The organism is Agrobacterium sp. SORGH_AS 787 (assembly GCF_030819035.1).
Classification (GTDB): domain Bacteria; phylum Pseudomonadota; class Alphaproteobacteria; order Rhizobiales; family Rhizobiaceae; genus Agrobacterium; species Agrobacterium larrymoorei_B.
Genome location: NZ_JAUTBG010000002.1, coordinates 588,697 through 612,500 on the forward strand (window position 1 = coordinate 588,697; position 23,804 = coordinate 612,500).

General features: G+C 58.6%; 19 protein-coding genes, 1 tRNA gene and 2 rRNA genes (1 of these 22 running past the window's edge). 13 read left to right on the forward strand and 9 right to left on the reverse strand.

Features of this window, described 5'->3' with window-relative positions:
- Nucleotides 1-169 precede the first annotated feature (169 nt).
- The 3 genes from QE435_RS12315 (at nucleotide 170) to lysS (ending at nucleotide 5,181) form a co-directional block, all read left to right on the forward strand.
- Nucleotides 170-1,942, forward strand: a complete 1,773-nt coding sequence (locus QE435_RS12315; protein ID WP_349041550.1) for an SLC13 family permease — start codon at nucleotides 170-172, stop codon at nucleotides 1,940-1,942.
- A gap of 206 nt (nucleotides 1,943-2,148) precedes the next feature.
- Nucleotides 2,149-3,606 (forward strand): glutamate--tRNA ligase, encoded by a 1,458-nt coding sequence (gene gltX, locus QE435_RS12320; RefSeq protein WP_349041551.1) that lies wholly within the window; start codon nucleotides 2,149-2,151, stop codon nucleotides 3,604-3,606.
- 72 nt (nucleotides 3,607-3,678) lie between these two features.
- On the forward strand, nucleotides 3,679-5,181 hold the full coding sequence (lysS, locus tag QE435_RS12325; RefSeq protein WP_062424978.1) for a lysine--tRNA ligase: 1,503 nt from the start codon (nucleotides 3,679-3,681) through the stop codon (nucleotides 5,179-5,181).
- 178 nt (nucleotides 5,182-5,359) lie between these two features.
- Here the strand turns inward: lysS and QE435_RS12330 are convergent, their stop codons facing one another.
- A complete protein-coding gene (locus QE435_RS12330; protein WP_349041552.1) occupies nucleotides 5,360-6,529 on the reverse strand; it encodes a hypothetical protein in 1,170 nt (389 codons plus the stop codon).
- A gap of 544 nt (nucleotides 6,530-7,073) precedes the next feature.
- Here QE435_RS12330 and QE435_RS12335 point away from each other — a divergent pair.
- The 5 genes from QE435_RS12335 (at nucleotide 7,074) to QE435_RS12355 (ending at nucleotide 10,955) form a co-directional block, all read left to right on the forward strand.
- Nucleotides 7,074-7,964 carry a metal ABC transporter substrate-binding protein gene (locus QE435_RS12335; protein ID WP_349041553.1) on the forward strand — a complete coding sequence of 297 codons (891 nt, stop codon included), beginning with the start codon at nucleotides 7,074-7,076 and terminating at the stop codon, nucleotides 7,962-7,964.
- Nucleotides 7,961-8,878, forward strand: a complete 918-nt coding sequence (locus tag QE435_RS12340) for a manganese/iron ABC transporter ATP-binding protein (protein WP_349041554.1) — start codon at nucleotides 7,961-7,963, stop codon at nucleotides 8,876-8,878. Before QE435_RS12335 ends, QE435_RS12340 begins: the two co-directional genes overlap by 4 nt.
- Complete coding sequence (locus QE435_RS12345; RefSeq protein WP_349041555.1) at nucleotides 8,875-9,735, forward strand: metal ABC transporter permease; 861 nt, start codon at nucleotides 8,875-8,877, stop codon at nucleotides 9,733-9,735. Before QE435_RS12340 ends, QE435_RS12345 begins: the two co-directional genes overlap by 4 nt.
- Nucleotides 9,732-10,580: a metal ABC transporter permease gene (locus QE435_RS12350; protein ID WP_349041556.1), complete on the forward strand. Its 849-nt coding sequence runs from the start codon at nucleotides 9,732-9,734 to the stop codon at nucleotides 10,578-10,580. Before QE435_RS12345 ends, QE435_RS12350 begins: the two co-directional genes overlap by 4 nt.
- 201 nt (nucleotides 10,581-10,781) lie before the next feature.
- Nucleotides 10,782-10,955, forward strand: coding sequence for a DUF1328 domain-containing protein (locus tag QE435_RS12355; protein WP_306934454.1), 174 nt, complete (start codon nucleotides 10,782-10,784; stop codon nucleotides 10,953-10,955).
- A gap of 150 nt (nucleotides 10,956-11,105) precedes the next feature.
- Here the strand turns inward: QE435_RS12355 and QE435_RS12360 are convergent, their stop codons facing one another.
- A complete protein-coding gene (locus tag QE435_RS12360; RefSeq protein WP_309771825.1) occupies nucleotides 11,106-11,837 on the reverse strand; it encodes an SDR family oxidoreductase in 732 nt (243 codons plus the stop codon).
- A gap of 113 nt (nucleotides 11,838-11,950) precedes the next feature.
- On the opposite strand from QE435_RS12360, the gene QE435_RS12365 reads away from it, so the two are divergent.
- Complete coding sequence (locus QE435_RS12365) at nucleotides 11,951-12,715, forward strand: IclR family transcriptional regulator (RefSeq protein ID WP_349041557.1); 765 nt, start codon at nucleotides 11,951-11,953, stop codon at nucleotides 12,713-12,715.
- Nucleotides 12,716-13,087: 372 nt separating this feature from the next.
- Here QE435_RS12365 and tal read toward each other — a convergent pair whose 3' ends face one another.
- Nucleotides 13,088-14,047, reverse strand: a complete 960-nt coding sequence (gene tal, locus QE435_RS12370; protein WP_309771827.1) for a transaldolase — start codon at nucleotides 14,045-14,047, stop codon at nucleotides 13,088-13,090.
- Nucleotides 14,048-14,351: 304 nt separating this feature from the next.
- Here tal and QE435_RS12375 point away from each other — a divergent pair, with 304 nt between their 5' ends.
- Nucleotides 14,352-15,350 (forward strand): sugar-binding transcriptional regulator, encoded by a 999-nt coding sequence (locus QE435_RS12375; protein WP_349041558.1) that lies wholly within the window; start codon nucleotides 14,352-14,354, stop codon nucleotides 15,348-15,350.
- Here QE435_RS12375 and QE435_RS12380 read toward each other — a convergent pair whose 3' ends face one another.
- Nucleotides 15,351-16,223, reverse strand: a complete 873-nt coding sequence (locus QE435_RS12380; protein WP_349041559.1) for a bifunctional helix-turn-helix domain-containing protein/methylated-DNA--[protein]-cysteine S-methyltransferase — start codon at nucleotides 16,221-16,223, stop codon at nucleotides 15,351-15,353. It abuts the gene before it with no gap.
- A 70-nt stretch (nucleotides 16,224-16,293) separates the two neighbouring features.
- Nucleotides 16,294-16,776, reverse strand: coding sequence for a DUF2244 domain-containing protein (locus QE435_RS12385; protein WP_349041560.1), 483 nt, complete (start codon nucleotides 16,774-16,776; stop codon nucleotides 16,294-16,296).
- Nucleotides 16,777-16,820: 44 nt separating this feature from the next.
- Here QE435_RS12385 and nth point away from each other — a divergent pair, with 44 nt between their 5' ends.
- Nucleotides 16,821-17,591 carry an endonuclease III gene (nth, locus tag QE435_RS12390; RefSeq protein WP_349041561.1) on the forward strand — a complete coding sequence of 257 codons (771 nt, stop codon included), beginning with the start codon at nucleotides 16,821-16,823 and terminating at the stop codon, nucleotides 17,589-17,591.
- Here the strand turns inward: nth and QE435_RS12395 are convergent.
- A complete protein-coding gene (locus QE435_RS12395; protein WP_349041562.1) occupies nucleotides 17,565-18,320 on the reverse strand; it encodes a sulfate transporter family protein in 756 nt (251 codons plus the stop codon). The genes nth and QE435_RS12395 overlap by 27 nt on opposite strands.
- A 271-nt stretch (nucleotides 18,321-18,591) precedes the next feature.
- On the opposite strand from QE435_RS12395, the gene QE435_RS12400 reads away from it, so the two are divergent.
- Both QE435_RS12400 and QE435_RS12405 read left to right on the forward strand, forming a co-directional pair.
- On the forward strand, nucleotides 18,592-19,419 hold the full coding sequence (locus tag QE435_RS12400; protein ID WP_349041563.1) for a MurR/RpiR family transcriptional regulator: 828 nt from the start codon (nucleotides 18,592-18,594) through the stop codon (nucleotides 19,417-19,419).
- 242 nt (nucleotides 19,420-19,661) lie between these two features.
- Complete coding sequence (locus QE435_RS12405; RefSeq protein WP_349041564.1) at nucleotides 19,662-20,219, forward strand: DUF6030 family protein; 558 nt, start codon at nucleotides 19,662-19,664, stop codon at nucleotides 20,217-20,219.
- Between the two features lie 118 nt (nucleotides 20,220-20,337).
- Here the strand turns inward: QE435_RS12405 and QE435_RS12410 are convergent.
- From QE435_RS12410 to QE435_RS12420, 3 genes are all read right to left on the reverse strand, one after another.
- Nucleotides 20,338-20,414: transfer RNA gene (locus QE435_RS12410), tRNA-Met, on the reverse strand.
- A gap of 231 nt (nucleotides 20,415-20,645) precedes the next feature.
- Nucleotides 20,646-20,760 (reverse strand): 5S ribosomal RNA (gene rrf, locus QE435_RS12415).
- A gap of 246 nt (nucleotides 20,761-21,006) precedes the next feature.
- Nucleotides 21,007-23,804 (reverse strand): 23S ribosomal RNA (locus QE435_RS12420); it runs 135 nt beyond the window's last position.

Sequence of the window (23,804 nt, forward strand, 5' to 3'; positions counted from 1 at the left end):
TCTCAAAGACTTGACCCGGCACCGGCCCGGACACCGCCTGCACCAGTCGCTCCGCAAAACCCGCTATGATGTCAGGAACAAGTGGCACGGCGCCCGCGTTCTCGATGCACCCCTTCCCGGGTCATCCCGGCATTGCGCACCCGCAATGCCCTCCTGAAAGTGCCCCCGCATGACCACAGAGCAGATCCTCGCCTTCACCGTGATCGCTGGGATGATGGTCGCTTTCATGTGGGACAGGTTCCGCTACGATGTGGTGGCGTGCAGCGCGCTTCTGGTGGCTGTCGCCGTCGGCGTCGTGCCCTTCGATAAGGCCTTTTCCGGCTTCTCCGACGATATCGTCATCATCGTCGGCAGTGCGTTGATCGTCAGCTCTGCCGTCGCGCGCTCCGGCATCGTCGATTTTGCCATCAAGCGCTACCTGCCGGAAATGCGCTCCAAGGGTTTGCAGCTTGCCTTCCTGATGGTTGCGGTTGCCGTGATGTCGGCCTTCATCAAGAATATCGGCGCGCTCGCCATCATGATACCGGTCGCCTTCCAGTTCGCCCGCAAATCCGGAAGCCCCGTCTCCTTCTATCTGATGCCGATGGCCTTTTCCGCGCTGCTCGGCGGCTTGATGACCCAGATCGGCACCTCGCCCAACATCGTCGTATCCCGCCTTCGCGAAGAGATGACCGGACAAAGCTTCACCATGTTCGATTTCACGCCCGTTGGCCTTGCGCTGACGGTCGTCGGCATTCTCTTCCTCACTGTCGGCTATCGTCTGCTGCCCGTGCGGGCAAAGCAGCAGGCATCGCTTGAAGATATTCTCGACAAGGCAAGCTACACTGCTGAAGCGACACTTGCGCCCGACAGCATGCTCGCAGACAAGCCGCTGCGCGAGCTGCTGAAGCTTGGGGATGGCGATGTGATTGCCAGAACCATTCTGCGCGGTCCACGCCGCATCTCGCCCTTCCCCGATGTGACGTTGAAGAGCGGCGATACGGTGATGCTGGAAGGTAGCCCGGAAGGCCTCGACCGGATGGTGTCCCAGGCAAAGCTCATCCTCTCGGGCAAGCCGCTGACCGACAAGGGCGAGAAGGTCGTCGATCTCGTCTCCATGGAAGCCGTTGTCAGCAATGATTCCCACCTGAACGGCATGTCGGCGCGCGAACTGGCGCTCTCCTATACGCGCGGCGTCAATCTGATTGCCGTCTCAAGACGCGGCCAGCGGGTCAGCGAACGCCTGAGCGATCTCACCCTACAAGCTGGCGACGTGCTGTTGTTGCAGGGCAGCCGCAAAAACGTGCCGCTGATGCTGCAGGAATTTTCGCTGCTGCCGCTTGCCCAGCGTGAAATCCTGCTTGGGGTGCAGCGCCGCGCCTTCATGCCGCTGATCGTGCTGGCCGCTGCAATGATTGCAGCCGGCAGCGGCCTGGTCCCGGTCTCGGTCGCCTTCTTCGCTGCCGCCTTCCTGATGATCGTGGTCGGGGCCATTCCTCTGACGGACGTCTACAAGTCCGTCGATGGCCCGATCCTGGTCATGCTGGCGGCTCTCATTCCCGTGAGCGACAGTCTGAGAACCACAGGGGCAAGCGAGTTGATCTCCCATTGGCTTGGTAGCGTCGCGCAAGGCCTGCCCCCCTTCGCCGCACTCGGGTTGATCCTGCTCACCGCCATGGCCGTCACGCCCTTCCTCAACAATGCCGCCACCGTTCTGGTCATGGCGCCGATTGCCGCGGGATTTGCCACGACACTCGGCTTCAAGCCCGAAGCCTTCCTGATGGCGGTGGCCATCGGTGCGGGTTGCGATTTCCTCACCCCCATCGGCCACCAGTGCAACACGCTGGTCATGGGACCGGGCGGCTATCGTTTCAGCGATTACCCGCGCCTTGGCTTGCCCCTCTCCTTCATCATCGTCATCGTCAGCATTCCCATGCTGCTTTACGTCTGGCCGGTTTCCTGAGCAGCCCGCCCCCATTCCAGCGGCCAGACAGTCTTTTCTTGACGTCTGCGGCGTAATATGGCCTAAGCCATGCCCAATGGGATGGTGTGAAATGGCGCTTGATCTTGCGCCTGTTTTTGCCAATCCTGCCGCATCCAACGTCAATTTCCGTGACAACAGGCTGATAACGCCTTGCGTCGCTGCAACGTCACGACGAGTGAATTTCAATGACCACTTCCGGCGTCCGCGTCCGTATTGCCCCTTCCCCCACCGGCGAGCCGCATGTCGGCACGGCCTATATCGCGCTCTTCAACTATCTCTTTGCCAAGAAGCATGGCGGCGAGTTCATTTTGCGCATCGAAGATACCGATGCCACGCGCTCCACGCGCGAATATGAAGAGAAGGTTCTGGAAGCGCTGAAATGGACCGGCCTCAAATGGTCGGAAGGCCCGGATGTCGGCGGCCCTTACGGCCCCTACCGCCAGTCCGAGCGCAAGGACATGTATTGGCCTTACGCTGAGGAACTGCTCGACAAGGGCCACGCCTTCCGCTGTTTCTGCACGCCGCAGCGCCTGGAAGAAATGCGCGAGGCACAGCGCGCCGCCGGCAAGCCCCCGGGCTATGACGGTCTTTGCCTTCACCTGAAGGCGGAAGAAGTCGCCGCCAAGATGGCGGCGGGCGAAGCGTCTGTCGTGCGCATGAAGATCCCGACCGAAGGCTCCTGCGATTTCCATGACGGCGTCTATGGCGATGTCTCGATCCCTTGGGAATCGGTCGACATGCAGGTGCTGATCAAGGCCGACGGCATGCCGACCTATCACATGGCGAACGTCATCGATGACCATCTGATGAAGATCACCCATGTGGCGCGCGGCGAAGAGTGGCTGGCATCGGTGCCGAAGCACATCCTGCTCTATCGCTACTTCGGCTGGCAGGAGCCGGTGTTCATGCATCTCTCTTTGATGCGCAACGCCGACAAGTCTAAGCTTTCCAAGCGCAAGAACCCGACCTCGATCTCCTATTATTCGGCACTCGGCTATCTGCCGGAAGCGCTGATGAATTTCCTCGGCCTGTTCTTCATCCAGATCGCTGAAGGCGAAGAGCTGCTGTCGATGGACGAGCTTGCGGAAAAATTCGATCCGGAAGCCCTCTCCAAGGCCGGCGCGATCTTCGACATTCAGAAGCTCGACTGGCTGAACGGCCGCTGGCTGCGTGAGAAGCTTTCGCCGGAAGAATTCATTGCTCGCACGCTGGAATGGGCGATGGAAAACCAGCGCCTGACCGAAGGCCTGAAGCTGTCGCAGAGCCGCGTCTCCAAGCTTGGCGAATTGCCGAACCTGGCAGGCTTCCTTCTCTCTGGCGACGTGGGCCTCACACCTGCCTCCTTTGCCGGGCTGAAGAGCAAGCCGGACGAGGTCCTAGAGATCCTGACGACGGTCGCCACCGATCTGGAAAAGATGCCCGACTGGAACGTCGAGGCCATCGAAGCGGAGCTGCGCGATGTGGCCGAACGCACCGGCAAAAAGCTGCGCGTCGTCACGCCGCCGCTATTCGTCGCCATGTCCGGCTCCTCGCGCTCGCTGCCGCTTTTCGATTCCATGGCGCTGCTTGGCCGCTCCGTCGTGCGCCAGCGCCTGAAGGCAGCCATCGCCGTCGTGACCACGATGGTTGGCGCTGCGGGCTGATAGGACAGTGCGGGCACAAGACGTGGCCGCCACAGACACAAGAACAACTCGCCCGAAAAAGGCTTCAAGACCATGACCGACACCAAGACGACCGAAACGACTGCCCTGTCCTCCGACGCCACCGAAGTGCGCCGCCAGAAGCTGGCGCTTTTGCGCGACAAGATCGGCGACGTTTATCCGGCGCACTTCCACCGCACGCTGACCAATGCTGAGCTTGCGGAAAAATATGCCGATATCGAGCCGGACGTCGAAACGGGCGATACGGTCACGGTTGCCGGTCGCGTCTACTCCTCGCGCAATTCCGGCATGTTCATGGATATCCATGATGCCTCCGGCAAGGTGCAGATCTTCTCCCACAAGGATACGACTCCGGAAGCGGCACGCGAGATGCTGCCGATGATCGACATTGGCGACATCATTGGCGTCACCGGCAAGGTGCGCCGCACCAAGCGCGGCGAGCTGACTATCAACGCTGAAGAGATCACCATGCTGACGAAGTCGCTTCTGCCGATGCCGGAGAAGTGGAACGGTATTTCCGACGTCGAAATCCGCTATCGCAAGCGCCACCTGGACATCCTCTCCAACGAGGAATCCAAGCTGCGCTTCCAGCAGCGCTCCAAAATCATTTCCGGCATCCGCCGCTTCATGGAGGCCGAAGGCTTCCTCGAAGTCGAAACCCCGATGCTGCAGACGGTCTATGGCGGCGCGACTGCCGACCCGTTCAAGACCTTCCACAACACGCTGAAGATGGACATGTATCTGCGCATCGCGCCGGAGCTGTTCCTGAAGCGCACGCTGGTATCCGGTCTTTCCGACAAGGTTTTCGAGGTCAACCGCAACTTCCGCAATGAGGGCGTGTCGACGCGGCACAATCCCGAATTCACCATGCTGGAATGCTATTGGGCCTATGCCGACTACGAGGACATTATGAGCCTCGTGGAGCGCATGTTCGAGACGCTGGCAATCGCCATCCACGGCACCACCGAGCTGGACTTCCAGGGTCAGAAGATTTCCTTCAAGGGTCCGTTCAAGCGTGTGCCGATGCCCGATGCCGTCAAGGAAGCAACCGGCATTGACTTCCTCGCGATCAAGACCGACGAAGAAGCCCGCGCTGCCGCCAAGGCTGCCGGTTTCGAAGTCGAAAAGGACTGGACCTGGGGCGAATGCCTCGCCTTCATCTTCGAAGAGAAGGTCGAAGGCACGCTGATCCAGCCAAGCCACGTGACGCATTTCCCCAAGGACATCTCGCCCTTCGCCAAGGAAGTGCCGGGCGAGCCGCGCCTCGTCGAGCGTTTCGAAAGCTATTGCAATGCCTGGGAAGTGGGCAACGCCTTCTCCGAGTTGAACGACCCGGAAGAACAGCGCCGCCGCATGGTGGAGCAGCTGGAACAGGCCCATGCCCGCGGCGAGAAGGACAAGCAGCTGGACGACGAGTTCCTCGACGCCATCGACCAGGGCATGCCGCCCGCCGGTGGCCTCGGCATCGGCGTCGACCGTCTGGTCATGCTGCTGACCAACGCCCCATCCATCCGCGACGTCATCCTCTTCCCAGCCCGCCGCCAGAAGGCCGACTGAGTTTCAGAGGCGCGAAGGACCGTCGCGATGCGGCGGTCCGAGGAGAGAAATGAGGACGGTGAAAGGTTCGTGCCTTCCATGGCAACCTTCGATCTCGCTGCTCTCATTCTTGCAGAGTTGACTAATGACTTAAGAGCATGAGGCGATGAGACAGCCTCATCTCACTCCAACACCCCAATCAATGCTCGGGCTTCGGAGCCTCTGCGGCGTGGTCGCCACCAGCGGCAGCCTCATGTTCAGCCGGTGCCTGTGCCGCAGGCGCATTGTGACCACCAGCCGCCTCACCGGAAGCGGCATCGTCCTGTGCTGCAGGCTCTTCCGCCACGGCTGGCGCGCTATGACCCTCTGCCTCGCCATGGTTCTCCGAAGCCGGAGCATCGCCGTGTCCTTCAGCCGCTGCTGGCTCGCCATGGCCTTCTGCTGCTGGCTGCTCGGCCGCCACCGCAGTCGTCTCGCCCTTGCCGAAAAGCAGCGATTTGATGTAGCCGAAGCTGAACATGCTTTCGCTTTTGCCTTCAGGCGTCGAGGTCAGGAGCGGTTCGGCAGAACCGTGGCCGCTACCCCCTGCATTGGCAGGCGCATCATGTCCGCCTTCGGCCGGTTTTTCACCACCACCGTGACCATCGCCTTCAGCGCCATGCCCGTCCGAAGCCTTGGCGTCGGCGCCGTGGCCATCCGATCCCTTGCTGTCACCGTGTCCGCCAGCCTCAGCACCGTGACCGGCAGGCTCTCCATGGCCACCAACCGGAGCACCATGGCCGTCGCCAGCAGGGGCAACGACCGGATCGACGCAATCGGCAAATTCGGTCAGTGATGCGGTTATCGCCTTTGCGTCTTCAACCGGCAGATCGATGCGCAGGCCATAAAACTGGCCGTCATCGGCAACGGCGCCATCGTAATAATAGGCGGAATAATTCTGTGAAGCCGCGCCTTCCGGCAGCTTGCTGAGATCGGCAATATAGACCGCCTGCGCGGCAATCGATCGGCCGCGCATGTCGGCGCGCATCTGTGGGCCCTTGGTATCCAGCACCGAGACCTGAACGAGATCGGGATGGTCCTTGTCGTAAATGGCCTTGGCTACGCGCAACGCCGTCTTCATGCGCTCGGGGCCATCGCCGCCGTCGGTGCGGACGAATTTTCGAATCCAGACCGAACCGTTCTTCTTGATCTTGACCGTCTGCGCCGTCTTGCATTCCAGGCCGTTCTGCACGACCTCGTCGGGGCCGAAGAGCTGATCCCTGCCGACGACAATGGCAGCAACGCCGGAGGCACCACCGAGAAGGAGGATACCGCCGCCAATCAACACCACTTTGCGGGAAAACCGTATTCTTTTGAACACTGCTTTCACGTCAAACGTCCCGACATAGACAACCTCGTCTAACGCCCTTTTCTCCCGTCGCGCTTCGTTACGCAACCGGAGCGAAAAGGCCGGATGGTGATACGCCACATCCGTGCAGCCACTGATCTTGATGGCTTCTCATTGAAGAAGACTTAATCGGACAGCACAAACCGCTCAAAACCGGAGTTTTTTGGCTGGACCACCGTCATGCTCAGAGCAGTATCTGCCCAAAGTGCCGCTCGAACCTCATCGCAAACGCACCGGCGTCCCTCCCCGGCGTGATACGCGATGAAATGCGCTCGCGGATTGGCAGTCCCTGCTTGGTCCAGCTGGACGCACAGTGGTCCGTGCCGGCTATGCTTTGCCACCGCCAAGCGGGCGCCTGCTCAACCTCGGAGCCTAGCGCTAACCCCGGCCTTTGCACCATCTGAACGGAACAATAGCAGGCCCCAGCCGTTCATAATGCGAATGATTTGCAATAGCATTGACAATCTTTGCGATGCCTCCCACATTGCTATTGCGAATTAATCGCAAAAAAGGTTTGATCATCGTCATGAAGTTGACCCGCTCGACGTTTCTCGCTTTCTGTGCCGTCGCATGTCTGCCTTTCTCCGCCGTCGCGGCGGAAAAGCCAAAGGTGATCACCACCTTCACCATCATTGCCGATATGGCCCGCAACGTTGCGGGCGACGCAGCCGACGTCGAGAGCATCACCAAGCCGGGTGCGGAGATCCATAACTACCAGCCCACCCCGCGCGATATTCTCAAAGCCCGCGATGCCAACCTGGTCTTATGGAACGGCCTTAATCTCGAACTCTGGTTTCAGAAGTTTCTCGCCAATCTCTCCGGCGTTCCGAATGTCGTCGTCAGTGACGGCGTGACGCCGATTTCGATCAGCGGCGGCGCCTATAATGGCAAGCCCAACCCGCATGCCTGGATGTCGCCGGACAACGCGCTGATCTATGTCGAGAATATCCGTAAAGCCCTGACTGGGATCGATCCCGACCATGCGGATGTCTATGCCGCCAATGCCAAGGCCTATTCGGACAAGATCAAACAGGAAATCCAGCCGATGCGCGATGCCATCGCTGCACTGCCGGAAAACAAGCGCTGGCTGGTGACGAGTGAAGGTGCCTTCTCCTATCTGGCGCGTGATTTCGGCCTGAAGGAGCTGTTCCTCTGGCCGGTCAATGCCGATAGCCAAGGCACGCCGCAGCAGGTGCGCGGCGTGATCGACGCGATGCGTGCCAACACTATCCACGTCATCTTCAGCGAAAGCACCGTGTCACCCGATCCGGCAAAGCAGGTGGCGAAGGAAACGGGCGCGGCCTATGGCGGCATTCTCTATGTGGATTCCTTGAGCGAGGCGAACGGCGCTGTGCCGACCTATCTCGATCTTCTGCGCACCACCACAGCCACGATCGTGAAAGGTCTCAGTCAATGATAATGGGGAAACCGAGACGTGCCGCAAAGCGTCAGTCTGGTCACGATGGACTGACCGTCGACGATGTGACGGTCACCTATCGCAACGGCCATACGGCGTTGCGCCACGCAAGCTTCTCGATTCCCAAAGGCACCATCACTGCCCTTGTCGGCGTCAATGGCGCGGGCAAATCCACCATCTTCAAGGCCATCATGGGCTTCGTGCCGCTGTCCGCCGGTACCGTCTCCATCTTCGGCGAGCCGGCCTCCGCCGCGCTGAAAAAGAACCTCGTCGCCTATGTGCCACAGGCCGAAGAGGTGGATTGGAGCTTCCCCGTTCTGGTGGAGGACGTGGTGATGATGGGCCGTTACGGCCACATGAACTTCTTCCGCATCCCCACCAAGCGCGACCACCGCATGGTGGAAGAGGCGCTCGCACGCGTCAACATGCTGGATTACCGCAAGCGACAGATCGGCGAGCTTTCCGGCGGCCAGAGGAAGCGCGTCTTTCTGGCGCGCGCACTGGCACAGGAAGGCAAGGTCATCCTCCTCGACGAGCCTTTCACCGGCGTCGATGTGACGACCGAAGAGCAGATCATCGCGCTGTTGAAATCGCTGCGCGACGAAGGCCGCATCATGCTGGTCTCCACCCACAATCTCGGCAGCGTTCCGAATTTCTGCGACCGCGCCGTTTTCGTCAAAGGCACGGTCATTGCCTCGGGTAAGACGAAAGACACCTTCACCGAAGCCAATCTTCAGGCGGCCTTTGGCGGAAGCCTCCGCCACTTCATCCTGGGTGGTGCTGATCTGCATAACGATGCCGACCCGCGGCATCTGAAAGTCATCACCGATGACGAGCGCCCCTTCGTCATCTACGGCCAGAACGGTCAGGAGACGAGAAGCGATCCGGCGAAGGTGGGAGACTCGGAGCGATGATCTCCATCCTGCTTGAGCCCTTCACCTACTCCTATATGCTGAATGCCATCTGGGTCAGCGCATTGGTCGGTGGCGTCTGCGGCTTTCTCTCCGCCTATCTGATGCTGAAAGGCTGGTCGCTGATCGGCGATGCCCTCTCCCACGCCATCGTTCCAGGCGTGGCGGGCGCTTACATGGTGGGCCTGCCTTTTGCGCTCGGCGCGTTCTTCTCCGGCGGCCTTGCGGCGGCAGCGATGCTGTTTCTCAACCAGAAGACAAGGTTGAAGGAAGACGCCATCATCGGCCTGATCTTCACTTCCTTCTTTGGTCTCGGCCTTTTCATGGTGTCGCTCTCGCCCACCTCCATCAACATTCAAACCATCGTTCTCGGCAACATTCTTGCCATCACCACGCAAGATACCATCCAGCTGGCGCTGATCGGCGGCATCAGTCTGCTGGTCCTGTCGCTGAAATGGCGGGACTTCATGGTCGTCTTCTTCGATGAGAACCACGCCCGCACCATCGGCCTGAAGCCGGACGTGCTGAAGGTCATCTTCTTCACCCTGCTCGCCGCCTCCACCGTCGCGGCTCTTCAGACGGTCGGCGCCTTCCTCGTCGTCGCCATGGTGGTGACGCCCGGTGCCACCGCCTACCTTTTGACCGACCGTTTCGAGCGGCTGATCGGCATGAGCTTCGGCATTGGCGCCGCGACGAGCTTCATCGGCGCTTACCTGAGCTACTTCCTCGATGGCGCCACCGGCGGTATCATCGTCGTGCTACAGACGCTGATCTTCCTCACCGCCTTCCTGTTTGCACCGAAGCACGGCTATCTCGCCTCCCGCGCCAAGGCCCGCGCCGCACTTGAGGAGCCCGCATGAGCGAATATCTCGAACTGGCGCTTTTGCCCTTCCAGCTTCCCTTCATGCAATATGCATTCATCATCACGCTGATGATCGCGGTGCCGATGGCGATGCTCTCCTGTCTGCTGGTTTTGAAAGGCTGGTCGCTGATGGGCGATGCGGTCTCGCATGCGGTGCTGCCCGGCGTCGTCATTGCCTACATCATCAACATCCCCTTCTCCATCGGCGCCTTCATCGCCGGCATGATCTGCGCGCTCGGCACCGGCTTTCTGAAGGAAAACAGCCGCATCAAGGAAGACACGGTACTGGGCATCGTCTTTTCCGGCATGTTCGGCCTGGGGCTGGTGCTTTACGTCAAGGTGCAGAGCGATGTGCATCTGGATCATATTCTCTTCGGCGATATGCTCGGCGTATCGGTCGACGATATCATCGAGACCGGCCTGATTGCGCTTGCCGCCACGCTGTTCCTCGTGATCCTGCGCAAGGATCTGCTGGTGCACGCCTTCGATCCGCAACACGCCAAGGCCATCGGCCTGCCGGTCCGCATCCTGCATTACGGCCTGCTCGCCGTCCTGTCTCTCACCGTCGTCGGCGCGCTTCAGGCAATCGGCATCATCCTGTCCGTCGCCATGCTGGTGGCACCCGGCGCCATCGCGTTTCTCGTCACACGGCGTTTCTCCGCCATGCTGATTGCCGCCGTTTGCGTGGCGCTCTTCTCTTCCACGCTCGGGATCTGTCTCAGCTTCCTGATCGACAGCGCACCCGCCCCCACCATCGTACTCATCATGAGCGGTCTTTTCATTCTCGCGTTCATCCGCACGACGACGAAGGCCAAGAAAACATCCGCCACCGCGAACGCATGAACCGTCGCATGGGCAGGGTCTCGAAAAAGATTTTCGGTACCCTGGAACCTCTTCCCTCACTTTTGCGTCATTAGTGCATGCCCGCGCACGTGAAGATCACTGTGTGACAAGGGCTTGGCTAAACAAAGACTGAGAGACAAACGAGTGGGTCCCGGACCTTAAGCGTTTGCCCGTTTCAAATCTGACGCAAGAGGAACGACCATGCTGAAGTGGGCCCTAATATTTTTCGTGATCTCGATCATCGCCGGCGTTTTCGGCTTCACAGGCATTTCCGCGGCAGCCTCCGGCATCGCCCGAATCCTGTTCTTCATCGCCGTGGTCGTGTTCCTCATCTTCCTGGTGCTGGCGCTCATGGCCGGACAGGCGATCCTGTAGGGATGAGGCAGTCCTGAAATGCAAAAACGGTCGGGTCGCCCCGGCCGTTTTTTTTGGTCACATCGATGGCCCGTGTGGCATAGACGAAGACGAGTTTAACCCCTTCGCCATCATCCTTGGTTCAAGGCTGACGATAAGGCGATACAGAACTTATGCCGTCCAGCCACCATCGATCACATGGATCTGACCCGTGGTAAATCCAGCCTCGTCAGAGGCAAGATAGGTCACCAGCGCTGCAATCTCTTCCGGCTTGGCAATGCGGCCCATGGGCTGGCGGGCGATAAAGTCGGAGAGCGCCTTTTCGTAATCGCCGGTGGCGCGCAGGCGGTCATGCAGCGAAGGGCTGTCCACCGTGCCCGGGCAGATGGCGTTGCAGCGAATACCCTTGGTGACGAAATCCGAGGCGATGGACTTCGTCAGGCCGACGACGGCGGCCTTCGACGCCGTATAGGCAAAGCGGTTCGGCACGCCTTTGACGCTGGAAGCCACTGACGACATGTTGACGATGGCGCCCTTGCCCTTTTCCAGCATGGCGGGCAAAAAGGCGCGGCAGGTGCGGTACATGGCTTTGGCGTTGAGATCGAAGGAGAAATCCCAGTCCTTTTCCTCGCAGTCGAGAATGGTGCCGGCATGCACGAAGCCAGCGCAGTTGAAGAGCACATCGGCAGAACCGATCTCGGCGGCAAAGGCCTGAACGGCAGCGCCATCGAGAACGTTCAGAACGCGGGTCTCAGCATTCTCAAGTGTCGCGAGAGCCGCTTCGTTGATGTCGGTCGCGATCACGCGCGCGCCCAGTGCGATGAAGCGTTCCGCCGTCGCCCGGCCGATGCCCTGCGCGGCTGCGGTGATGACCACGGTCTGTCCTGAAAAGTCTTGGCCCATAATGGCTCTCCTCCCGCGCCCTCGGGCGCAATATCTCAAATATGCATCGACAATTCATATGTAAACGGTGTATTCATAGACCGTCAAGCCAGCTTGCAATCAATAGAGGCCCGATGACGGAAGACGACAGCGATAGATACCGCGCACCGGCGCTCGACAAGGGGCTGGATATTCTCGAGCTTCTGGCCCGCACCGATGGCGGGCTGACCCAGGTGGAAATCGCCAAGGCGCTCGGCAAGAGCCCGAATGAGTTCTATCGCATGCTGGATCGCCTGGTCCGCCGCGGCTATGTCCAGCGCCAGGATGGCGACCGCTTTACCCTGACCCTGAAGATGTTCGGGCTCGCCCACTTCCACCAGCCGGTCCGGCGTCTCGTCTCCTTCGCCGCACCGATGATGCGGGATTTTTCCGCCAAAGCGCAGCAGGCCTGTCATCTAGCCGTTTATGATCGCGGCTCGGTGGTCGTCATCGCGCAACAGGAATCGTCCACCTACTGGGCGCTCTCCATCCGCGTCGGCGCGCAGATGAGTCTCTTCAACACCGGCTCCGGTCACGTCCTTCTGGCCTTCCAGAACGAGACCCACCAAGAGTTGATGATTGCCGAACAGCTGCGTGGCGATGAAAAAGAGCTGCCCGCAAACCTGCGTGAACGGCTGCAACAGGTAAAGGCCCAAGGGTATGAAAGCATGAACAGCCTGCAAACGGCCGGCGTGCGCAACATTTCCGCCCCGATCCTGACCCTCGACGGAACGGCGCTCGCCGTCGTCACCTGTCCCTATATCGGCTCGCTCAACGAAGCGGCACCCAAGGAGGGGGAGTGTCTGACCCTGATCCGCGAAACGGCCCGAGCGATCTCGGAAGTGGTCGCCGGACAGTAAGACACTGGATGCTCTCCACCGAATGTCCTTACGCAAGAAGCGTCCACCCGCGTCGCCGTAGCGGGCGGCAACCACTTGCGCCCTGCCTGATGTCTTCGTCAGAGAAAGCGCCTTATCAGCGCGCGCGGTGACAACATTCAATATAACGTCTATGACGCGCGGCCCTCAATTCCCCAGCATCCACCATAGTCATACCGCTTTGATCCGTATCTGAGCCGCTGGACAACGCCGCGCCTTGTCATCTCCTGAATAATCTCACGCGGAGGACGCAAAGAAAAAGCGCGACTGCCAGGGGAACAGCCGCGCTTCAAGACTGGAGATCTTATACGAATAAAACGACCGGGCGCCGATTCGGTTCCCGGTCCTTTGCCATCACGCGGCGGCCAGTTCCTTGCGGACGATTTCGCGCAGGGACACCAGATCCTTGGCAAACAGGCGAATGCCTTCGGAAAGCTTCTCAGTCGCCATGGCGTCTTCGTTGAGCTGCCAGCGGAAGGTCTTCTCGTCCAGCGACTGAAGCGGCTCAGCCTTGGCGTTGTCGGGAGACAGCTTGCGCTCCAGCGTACCGGTGTCCTTGTCCAGCTCTTCCAGAAGGGCCGGGCTGATGGTCAGGCGGTCGCAACCGGCCAGCGCTTCGATTTCGCCGACATTGCGGAAGGAGGCGCCCATAACGACGGTCGAGATGCCATTGGCCTTGTAGTAATTGTAGATCTGGCGCACCGAAAGCACGCCCGGATCGGTCTCGGCGGTGTAGGTCTCACCGGTCGACTTCTTGTACCAGTCGAGAATACGGCCGACGAAGGGCGAGATGAGGAAAGCTTTCGCTTCGGCGCAGGCAATTGCCTGGGCCTGCGAGAAGAGAAGCGTCAGATTGCAATCGATGCCTTCCGCCTGCAGCACTTCCGCCGCCTTGATGCCTTCCCAGGTGGAGGCCAGCTTGATGAGGATGCGCTCGCGCTCGATGCCGCGCTCCTTGTAGGCGGCAATGATGCTGTGCGCCTTGGCGATCGACGCCTGCGTGTCGAAGGAGAGATCGGCATCCACCTCGGTGGAGACGCGGCCCGGAACGAGATCGACAAGGGCTGCACCGACGGAAATCGCCAGACGATCGGCCACTGCGGCAATCACGCCATCGGCGCTGCCGCCCTGCTTGCGACCCCAGGCAACCGCTTCCTTCACAGTCTCCGCAAAGGCTGGCGTACCGAGCGCCTTCAGAACGATGGACGGGTTGGTGGTGCAATCCACCGGCTTCAGACGGGCCACCGCATCGATATCACCGGTATCGGCAACCACGGTGGTGATGGCGCGAAGTTGATCAAGCTTGGAAGTCATGCCGTATAATCCTTGTGAATGTCTCGGAAACCATCGCTATCGAATTTCGTTCCGCACGGATGAACGTACAGACGGCGACAAGGGAACTCTGTTCGCGAGGAGTATCGCGCAGTCCAAGGCAGGAAGTCAAGACATTTGCCCATCGCAATTGACATAAGTTTCATGTCTGCAATACTGCACCCAAGAAAAGTTTGTGGCCGCGAGTGGCACAGCCGGAGATCGCAACCCTTTTGCAGCATGGGCGATCACTGCACGCGCAAGACTGCGCCCAAACGGACGATGGCTTAGAACATGGCGAGAGACAGTGGCAAAACTGCGTAGAGAGACCCATACGGCCTTTTCCGAAGCACCATCGCTGAGACTGAGAGCCGCATGGCTCTATTATAATCAGGGCATGACGCAGAAGGATGTGGCTGAGAAACTCGGAATCAGCCGCTCCACTGTCATACGCTTGCTCGACGAGGCGATGAAGCGCTCCGACGTGCAGATCTGGATCAATGAAGGCATCGAAGATTTCGTCGCGCTTTCCATCCATTTGGAGAAAGCCTATGGCCTGGATGAGGCGGTGATCATCCCGACCGGCTCGGACAAGGCGGAAGACGTTGCCAAGGGCGTGGGGTTGGCGCTCGGGCAGTTTCTCTCCGAAGTCGTGCCGGACAATGCCACGATCGGCGTCGGCTGGGGCCGCACCATGACTGCCTCGCTGTCCAGCTTTCGCCCGCCGCGGCGCGAAAACTGCAAGGTGGTCTCGCTGCTCGGCGGTATCGTTGCCGTGCACCAGACAAACCCGCTCGATTACACCTGGCGTCTGGCAAGTGCCTTGGGAGCCGAATGCTACATGTTCCTGGCACCGCTTCTGGTCGATTCCATCGAAACCAAGCGGGCGCTGATCGAAAAATGTGGCCTCAACACCCTTTATGCGCTTGCCGAAAATCTCGATCTTGCCATCGTCAGTTGCGGCGATATCGGCCCGCATTCAACCTCGCTGTCGGAAGGTTTCATTTCAAAACAGACGCTGGATGAGCTGGTGGCGGCGGGCTGCGTTTGCGACACCATGTTCAACTTCATCGATGCCGAGGGGCGCTCCGTCGATCATCCGATCAACAATCACGCCATGGCGATCGATCTCGATACGCTGAAAAAGGCCAGGCACATCGTACTCGCCTCCGGCGGCGCCCACCGCGCCACCGCCATCCGCGCCACCATCAAACGCATCGGCTGCAACACGCTGATCACCGACGAGGCGGCGGCGCGGGCGTTGATGGAGTTGGCGACGCCTGAAACTGCTGCTGAAGGGGCGTAATCACAGCCGCCCCGTTTCCCAGCCCAGCATCGCTCGCTTGCGGGTAATGCCCCAATGATAGCCGGTGAGTGCGCCGCTCTTGCCAAGCGCCCGGTGACAGGGAACGACGAAAGAGATGGGGTTGGCGCCGATCGCTGCACCCACGGCGCGCGACGCCGTCGGCTGGCCGATATCCTGCGCGACATGCGAATAGGTGACGGCCCTGCCCATCGGGATTTTCAACAGGCTCTGCCAGACACGCACCTGAAAATCCGTGCCCAGCAGCACGACACGCAGCGGCTGGTCGCTGTTCCAGCGGGTAGGATCGAAGATCCGCTCGGCATAGGGTGCTGTCGCGGCGCTGTCTTCCACATAAATGGCGTTGGGCCAGCGCCGCGCCATATCCTCGAAACATTCCGTCTCCTCACCCGCATCGGCAAAGGCGCAGCCGGCCAGCCCACGATCGGTGATCATCACCAGCGCCAGACCGAATGGCGACGGGTGAAAGGCATAGCGGATCTGCAGTCCGCTGCCCTTCACCTTCCACTCGCCGGGCGACATGGCCTCATGCGTCACGAAGAGATCGTGAAGACGGCTTGGGCCCGACATGCCGACTTCGATGGACGTTTCCAAAAGCGGCAGATTTTCCTCCCGCAACAGCCGCTTGGCATGATCCAGCGTCACGGCCTGCAGAAAGGCTTTCGGCGACAATCCAGCCCAGCGCGTAAAGGTCTTCTGCAATTGCGTGGGTGACTGGTTGAGCCTTGCGGCGATATCGTCCAATGACGGTTGGTCGCGATAATCCAGTGTCAGAATCTCGATGACCTGGCGCACAATGTCATAATCGCTGCCGACCGGCGTGATGTCTTCTTTCAGCATGATATTGGCATTCATGGCATGTCTCCTTAGCGATCAGAAGACCACGACCTGTCGTCTGCCTCCACCCGTTTCTTGCCAAGACCTATCAGATTTTGAGCTTCACCGTCGCCAGCGCATTGCGAAATGCCTTGGCAAAGCTTTCCCGATCATCCGAGTTGAGGAAGGAGCCGATATCCGTCACCCGGCCTTCGCCCGACACATGCATGGAAAGAATACCGAATTCCTCGTGACGGCGCACCCGAAACCGCGCCCAGAACGGATTGAACCGATGTTCAACCACCTCTCCCTTCGGCGAAAATTTACGGATGGAGAGGTTGGCGCGAGACACCACCACCTGCTCCTTAACCTTGGCGGCACGGTAGTTTGCGCGAAAGGCAATATAGAGAAGCAAGAAATCAAGCCCCAGAAAGAAGCCGATTGGCCACGCACCGGTAACGAGGAAGAAGCCGCCATAGAGGACTGCAACGAGCGCGCAGATCACCAGCAGGACACGAAACCCCTTGCGCCCCAGCGAGCGATAGGGAATGAGTTCGGCAGAAAAAACCGGCTGATCGTTGAGCATTTCCATCTGCCTTCCTCGATACGGCTGACCAACGCGCATGTAGATCCGTTATGACAATCGACAAGAAACGATCCAGCACCCAAACAGCAAAAAAGTCAATTTCGACGGCGAAGCCCAGGCAAAAACGGGTGAAGACGGCCTATTCGCAAGAGCAACTGAACGAGATTTTCCGCCGCTTCTCCATCCAGCGGCCGGAGCCGAAGGGCGAGCTCGAGCACACCAATCCCTTCACGCTGGTGGTGGCCGTCGCACTGTCCGCCCAGGCCACCGATGTCGGCGTCAACCGGGCAACGAGAGCGCTGTTTGAAATTGCCGATACGCCACAAAAGATGCTGGCGCTCGGGGAAGAGCGGCTGATCGATTACATCAAGACCATCGGGCTTTACCGCAACAAGGCCAAGAACGTCATTGCGCTGTCGCAGATGCTGATCGACAATTTCGGTGGTGAGGTGCCGAAGTCCCGCGAGGAGTTGATGATGCTGCCGGGGGTCGGCCGCAAGACCGCCAATGTGGTCATGTCCATGGCTTTCGGCGTTCCCACGCTCGCCGTCGATACCCATGTCTTCCGCATCGCCAACCGCATTCTGCTGGCGCCGGGCAAGACCCCCGATGAGGTGGAAGACAGGCTGGTCAGGATCATTCCCGAGCCCTACCTCTTCCACGCCCATCACTGGCTCATTCTGCACGGGCGCTATTGCTGCAAAGCACGCAAGCCGGAATGCGAGCGCTGCATCATCGCCGATATCTGTCAATCGCCGGAAAAGACCTGGGACATCCCCGCGCCGCTGGTCGAATTACCGCCCCAGCTGATCGGTGCCTGAGTGAGACCCGGCCCATTGAAGCGTAAATGACGGGTCCTTCCGGCTGATAGACTTGTGCAGATGCACCATGAAGGATGCTGCAAAAAGCGGTGTCAGCAGGTTGAGGAAGGGCACCGCCAGAAAGGCTGCGATCACCAGGCCCGCCATGAACACGGTCGATGCGTGTTTTGAGCGAAAGGCCCGCGCCTCCTCTGGAGAGCGGAAGCGCATGGCGGCGAATTCGAAGAACTCCCGGCCCAGCAAATAGCCGTTGACCATGAAGAAGGCGATCAGGTTCACGCCCGGCACCAGCAGCAAGAGAAGCGCGATGGCATTGCCGAGAATGACGATGCCGAAAAACTTGATGGAGGAGACCATAGCTTCGCCCAGCGGCATGGCGCGGCCGATGGGCTCACCGGCATAATCCTCCCTCTCGATCACCTCCGCCACATCGTCGAGAAACAGACCGGCAATTACCGCGGTGACGGGTGAGATCAACAGCGCAAGCGCGAGCGCCAGGCCGATGCCTGCAAGAATCGCAAGGACGAAACTCATCCATCCAGCCCAGTCCGGCATGCCGGGAACAAGCGAATCGAGCCATGGCAATGCAAGCCAGATGAACAGGCCGCGAATGGCGAACCATAAACCGATCAGTACGAGAATGGTGAGGCCGAGAACCTTCCAGAAGACCGAGCGCGTCTCTGAAGCAAACAGGTTCTCAAAGGCGCGTCTTGCTGCATCGAGGATCAAACCACTCTCCATCTTATGGGTGTTACCTGCATGCACAGATAAGGAGGCTGCCTTTGCTCCACAAGAATACCGAGGCATGAGCGGTTACTTGAATGAAGGCTGCGCAATTATCTTTCTCTTGAATAGAAGGCGCGCCTAAACTATGAAAAACAACGGGGAAAAAATAGTATTTTTCTTTCGAAGCGGATAGGATGTGTCACGAAGCACTGGCTCCACCATTCAACCCGCGAAGCACTGAATGGTCATCCGATAGAAACGTGATGAGGCGTTGTTGGAAAAGTTATTGATCGATCTGTCCCGGTTGATGAAGTCCGGTACACCCGCGGAGCGGCGTATCGCAAAATATCTCATGGAGCATCTGAACGAGCTTCCGTTCGAGACGGCTGCGACGCTGGCAGAAAAGCTGGGCTTGAGCCCGATGACGGTCGGCAGATTTTTGCGATCTCTCGGCTACCGGCAGCTCAGCGACATTCGCGAACACCTGCGTGAGCGCGTCACAGCATCGGCCGCCGCCTCTCCTGCCGAGAGCAAGGAGCCACGGCAGACACCGCTTTCGGGCCTGATGATGCAGCAGATTCAGGCCGTGCAGGCCGTTTACGATCTCGCCGGTCAGCCCGTATGGAAGACTGCACTCGACGCTATCAACGAAAGCCGCAACGTCTTCATCGCCTCGTCGGCGGAAAGCTTCGGTCTTTGTCGGTATTTCTACATGAAGCTGCTCGAATGTCGGGAGCGAGTGCACTATCTCCAGAGCGACGGCTCTACCTATATCGAACTGATGGATGAGGAGCCTGAGGATACGCTCCTGATCCTGATCGACTGCGGCGGCAACCTCCCCGCCATCCAGCGCCTTGCCAAAATAGCCGCAAGCGGCGGCTACAAGACAGTTCTGATCACCACGCGCTTCTACGAGTGGGGTCCGGAAAGCGCGGACATCTGTTTAACGATCCCGCTCCATCAGAATAGCAGTGACAGCATGCTCCAACTCGTCGCCATGAGCGAGTTCATGCTGCAGTCCCTCACCCATAACAACGGTTCCAACCGCAAACAGCGCGTCAAGCGCATCGGTGATTTGCAAAGGGCGCTTCATCAAGGATGAAGACGTCCGTGTGCAAAGGCCTGTGCGCCGTCTGGACATGAACATGCGCGCCACTCGCCAGGATGTTTCAGCTTGGAGGGAGCGCGCCTTCATCAAACTCTTGTTGGTTTTTTGGTCAAGGCATGCGACGAACCATGGGGAGTTGTCGTGCATCTGAAAGGTCGCGAGGCGCTTTGGAAGTTGCGCGCGCACTCTGACCAGACACTGGCCGCCGCGCGGATCCACAAACGGAGCCTTTGAGAATGCTCATCGTCGCCCTCTTATCCTTCGTCGGTATAACGATGGGCGATACCCGAACGGCGCAAGTGGTGGATTCCGCGCCTTTTCAGCAGGTTGCCGCAAAGGAAGGTCGGATGTCGATCCGCAATTTCGATGCGGCGCGCTGTAAGGCCCTTGCGGACTTGTCGCAAAAGGAGGCTCCGACTTTCACCCAGATGCCCAGCGGCGAATGGGAATGCAATTCCTTGCTGGAGTTTCCAGAGACTGGGCGCACCCCTTCGCTCTTCATCCAGATTCGCGGCAACAAGGACGGCCGGTGGACCTATTTCCGCTTGAAGCTCAACTTCGGCTCTTCCCTCTCCCGCCAAACCCTCAGCGAGAGGGCCGTGTCCATCATCCATCTGCTGATCGGCGAGCGGACATCGACAACAGATCTCGCCACAAGCCTCGCGGCTGGTCAGGAATTTGAGTCCACCATCGCCGGTGCCAAGGTCAGGTACAAGCAGGAAGGCATGGACAAGTCACGCTTCAATTTCTTCGGCACCAACTCGCCGGGTTATTCGAAGGGCATTGCCGAATAACGGATATCGCTCCGAACGCGTGGGCAACATCCCAGCACCGCTTGATGAAGCGCACCTCCCTTAAACGTCAAAACCCCGCAGCATTTGGCTACGGGGTTTTGATGGTGACTTAGATATTTGGTTGCGGGGGCAGGATTTGAACCTGCGGCCTTCAGGTTATGAGCCTGACGAGCTACCGGGCTGCTCCACCCCGCGTTGATTGTGAGCGACCGTGGCTTATACGCCCGGTTGTTTTGTTTTGCCGGTCCTCGAAGGCTTCTTGCCTTCTGCGGTCCGGCGGGGGCTGCTCCACCCCGCGTTGACTGCGATCGACTTAGATGTCGAGTAATCTTTAGAACTGCAAAAGGCCGCTTTGGATGCGGCCTTTGGTATCGGCCTTGGCCGGAGGAGTGTGATTTGAGAAGATTTTTTTGTTGCGTTTAGCAGACCTGGCAGCGACCTACTCTCCCGCGTCTTAAGACGAAGTACCATTGGCGCTGGGGCGTTTCACGGCCGTGTTCGGAATGGGAACGGGTGCAGCCGCCCCGCGATAACCACCAGGTCGGCGAAACGCAACTGACACATGCTTTTGCATGTGCTGTTGTATCGAGAAGCTGGAGAGCGTTTTGCTCTATTTGATTTGAACACGTCTTTCTCCGACCTGTCTGTGTGTTGCCTTTCTCGAGTTTGAGTTGGGCAGCCATACAGACCAGCGGTCGTCGCGCCTTGTGGCGCGGCCCGTCCGGAGCGCTAAGCGCGTCAGGACAGAAGAGATGATGCTCATCTTCGATGAGCATGAACAATGGGAACGAAGAAGTCGCTCGAGCTATTAGTAACGGTAAGCTTCATGCATTACTGCACTTCCACACCCGTCCTATCGACGTGGTCGTCTTCCACGGCTCTGATAGGGAACACTCGTTTTCAGGTTGGTTTCCCGCTTAGATGCCTTCAGCGGTTATCCATTCCGTATATAGCTACTCTGCTATGCCCTTGGCAGGACAACAGATCCACCAGAGATACGTCCATCCCGGTCCTCTCGTACTAGGGACAGATCCTGTCAATATTCCTACACCCACGGCAGATAGGGACCGAACTGTCTCACGACGTTCTGAACCCAACTCACGTACCGCTTTAAATGGCGAACAGCCATACCCTTGGGACCTGCTCCAGCCCCAGGATGCGATGAGTCGACATCGAGGTGCCAAACAACCCCGTCGATATGGACTCTTGGGGGTCATCAGCCTGTTATCCCCGGCGTACCTTTTATCCGTTGAGCGATGGCCCTTCCACACGGGACCACCGGATCACTATGACCGACTTTCGTCTCTGCTCGACTTGTCAGTCTCGCAGTCAGGCTAGCTTATGCCATTGCACTCGACGACCGATTTCCGACCGGTCTGAGCTAACCATCGCGCGCCTCCGTTACTCTTTCGGAGGCGACCGCCCCAGTCAAACTACCCACCATACACTGTCCCGGATCCGGATAACGGACCGCGGTTAGACATCCACGAAGATAAGGGTGGTATTTCAAGGATGGCTCCACAGGAACTGGCGTCCCTGCTTCAAAGCCTACCACCTATCCTACACATGCCTTGGCGAATGCCAGTGTAAAGCTATAGTAAAGGTGCACGGGGTCTTTCCGTCTGACCGCAGGAACCCCGCATCTTCACGGGGAATTCAATTTCACTGAGTCTATGTTGGAGACAGCGGGGAAGTCGTTACGCCATTCGTGCAGGTCGGAACTTACCCGACAAGGAATTTCGCTACCTTAGGACCGTTATAGTTACGGCCGCCGTTTACTGGGGCTTCAGTTCAAAGCTTGCACCTCTCCCTTTAACCTTCCAGCACCGGGCAGGCGTCAGACCCTATACGTCGTATTGCTACTTCGCAGAGCCCTGTGTTTTTGATAAACAGTCGCTACCCCCTGGTCTGTGCCACCCCATCACACTTGCGTGCAAAAGGGTCACGCTTCTTCCGAAGTTACGCGTGCAATTTGCCGAGTTCCTTCAACATAGTTCTCTCAAGCGCCTTGGTATACTCTACCTGACCACCTGTGTCGGTTTCGGGTACGGTCTATACGGTGGAGCTATTTCCTGGAACCTCTTCGCCGCCCAACCAATCCAATAAGGTTGAACAACACACAAGATCCGTCACTACCACCAGGCCCACGAATATTAACGTGGTTCCCATCGACTACGCGTGTCCGCCTCGTCTTAGGGGCCGGCTAACCCTGCTCAGATTAACTTTAAGCAGGAACCCTTGGTCTTTCGGCGAGGGAGTCTCTCACTCCCTTTATCGTTACTCATGTCAACATTCGCACTTCCGATATCTCCAGCAGCCCTCACGGGTCCGCCTTCACAGACTTACGGAACGCTCCGCTACCACACAACTTACGTTGTATCCTCAGCTTCGGTGCATGGCTTTAGCCCCGTTACATTTTCGGCGCAAAGACCCTTATTTAGACCAGTGAGCTGTTACGCTTTCTTTAAATGATGGCTGCTTCTAAGCCAACATCCTGGTTGTTTTGGGATCCTCACATCCTTTCCCACTTAGCCATGACTTGGGGACCTTAGCTGGAGGTCAGGGTTGTTGCCCTCTTCACGACGGACGTTAGCACCCGCCGTGTGTCTGCCGACTAGTACTCCTCGGTATTCGGAGTTTGGTTAGGATCAGTAAGACGGTGAGTCCCCATAGCCCATCCAGTGCTCTACCCCCGAGGGTATTCGGTCGACGCTCTACCTAAATAGATTTCGCGGAGAACCAGCTATTTCCGAGTTTGATTGGCCTTTCACCCCTAGCCACAAGTCATCCCGAACTATTGCAACAGTTATGGGTTCGGCCCTCCAGTTGGTGTTACCCAACCTTCAGCCTGCTCATGGCTAGATCACTCGGTTTCGGGTCTAATGCAACGAACTGAACGCCCTATTCAGACTCGCTTTCGCTACGCCTACACCTACCGGCTTAAGCTTGCTCGTTACACTAAGTCGTTGACCCATTATACAAAAGGTACGCCGTCACCCTTGCGGGCTCCGACTGTTTGTAGGCATCCGGTTTCAGGTTCTATTTCACTCCCCTCGTCGGGGTGCTTTTCACCTTTCCCTCACGGTACTTGTTCGCTATCGGTCATGCACGAGTACTTAGGCTTGGAGAGTGGTCTCCCCATGTTCAGACAGGATTTCACGTGTCCCGCCCTACTCAAGGACAATGACTGTTCTACGCGTACGGGGCTATCACCCGCTATGGCCGACCTTTCCAAATCGTTCCGCTTTATTCATCATTGCCACTGGCCTGGTCCGCGTTCGCTCGCCACTACTTACGGAGTCTCGGTTGATGTCCTTTCCTGCAGGTACTTAGATGTTTCAGTTCCCTGCGTTCGCTTCTTACACCCTATGTATTCAGATGCAGATACCTCATTGCGATATCTAGAAACCTCTTTCGCTGAACCCTTGAACCCGATCTCCCGGGTGTCCTCTGTCCTCACGGCCGAAGGCCTGCGGACGGCGCGCCAAACGATTGGCGACGACCTGAAGGTCTGTATGGGAAGTCCCATGCAAACCAGTAAGAAGATTATTCAAGTGTGCAGCAAAACAGATTTTCTAGATATCT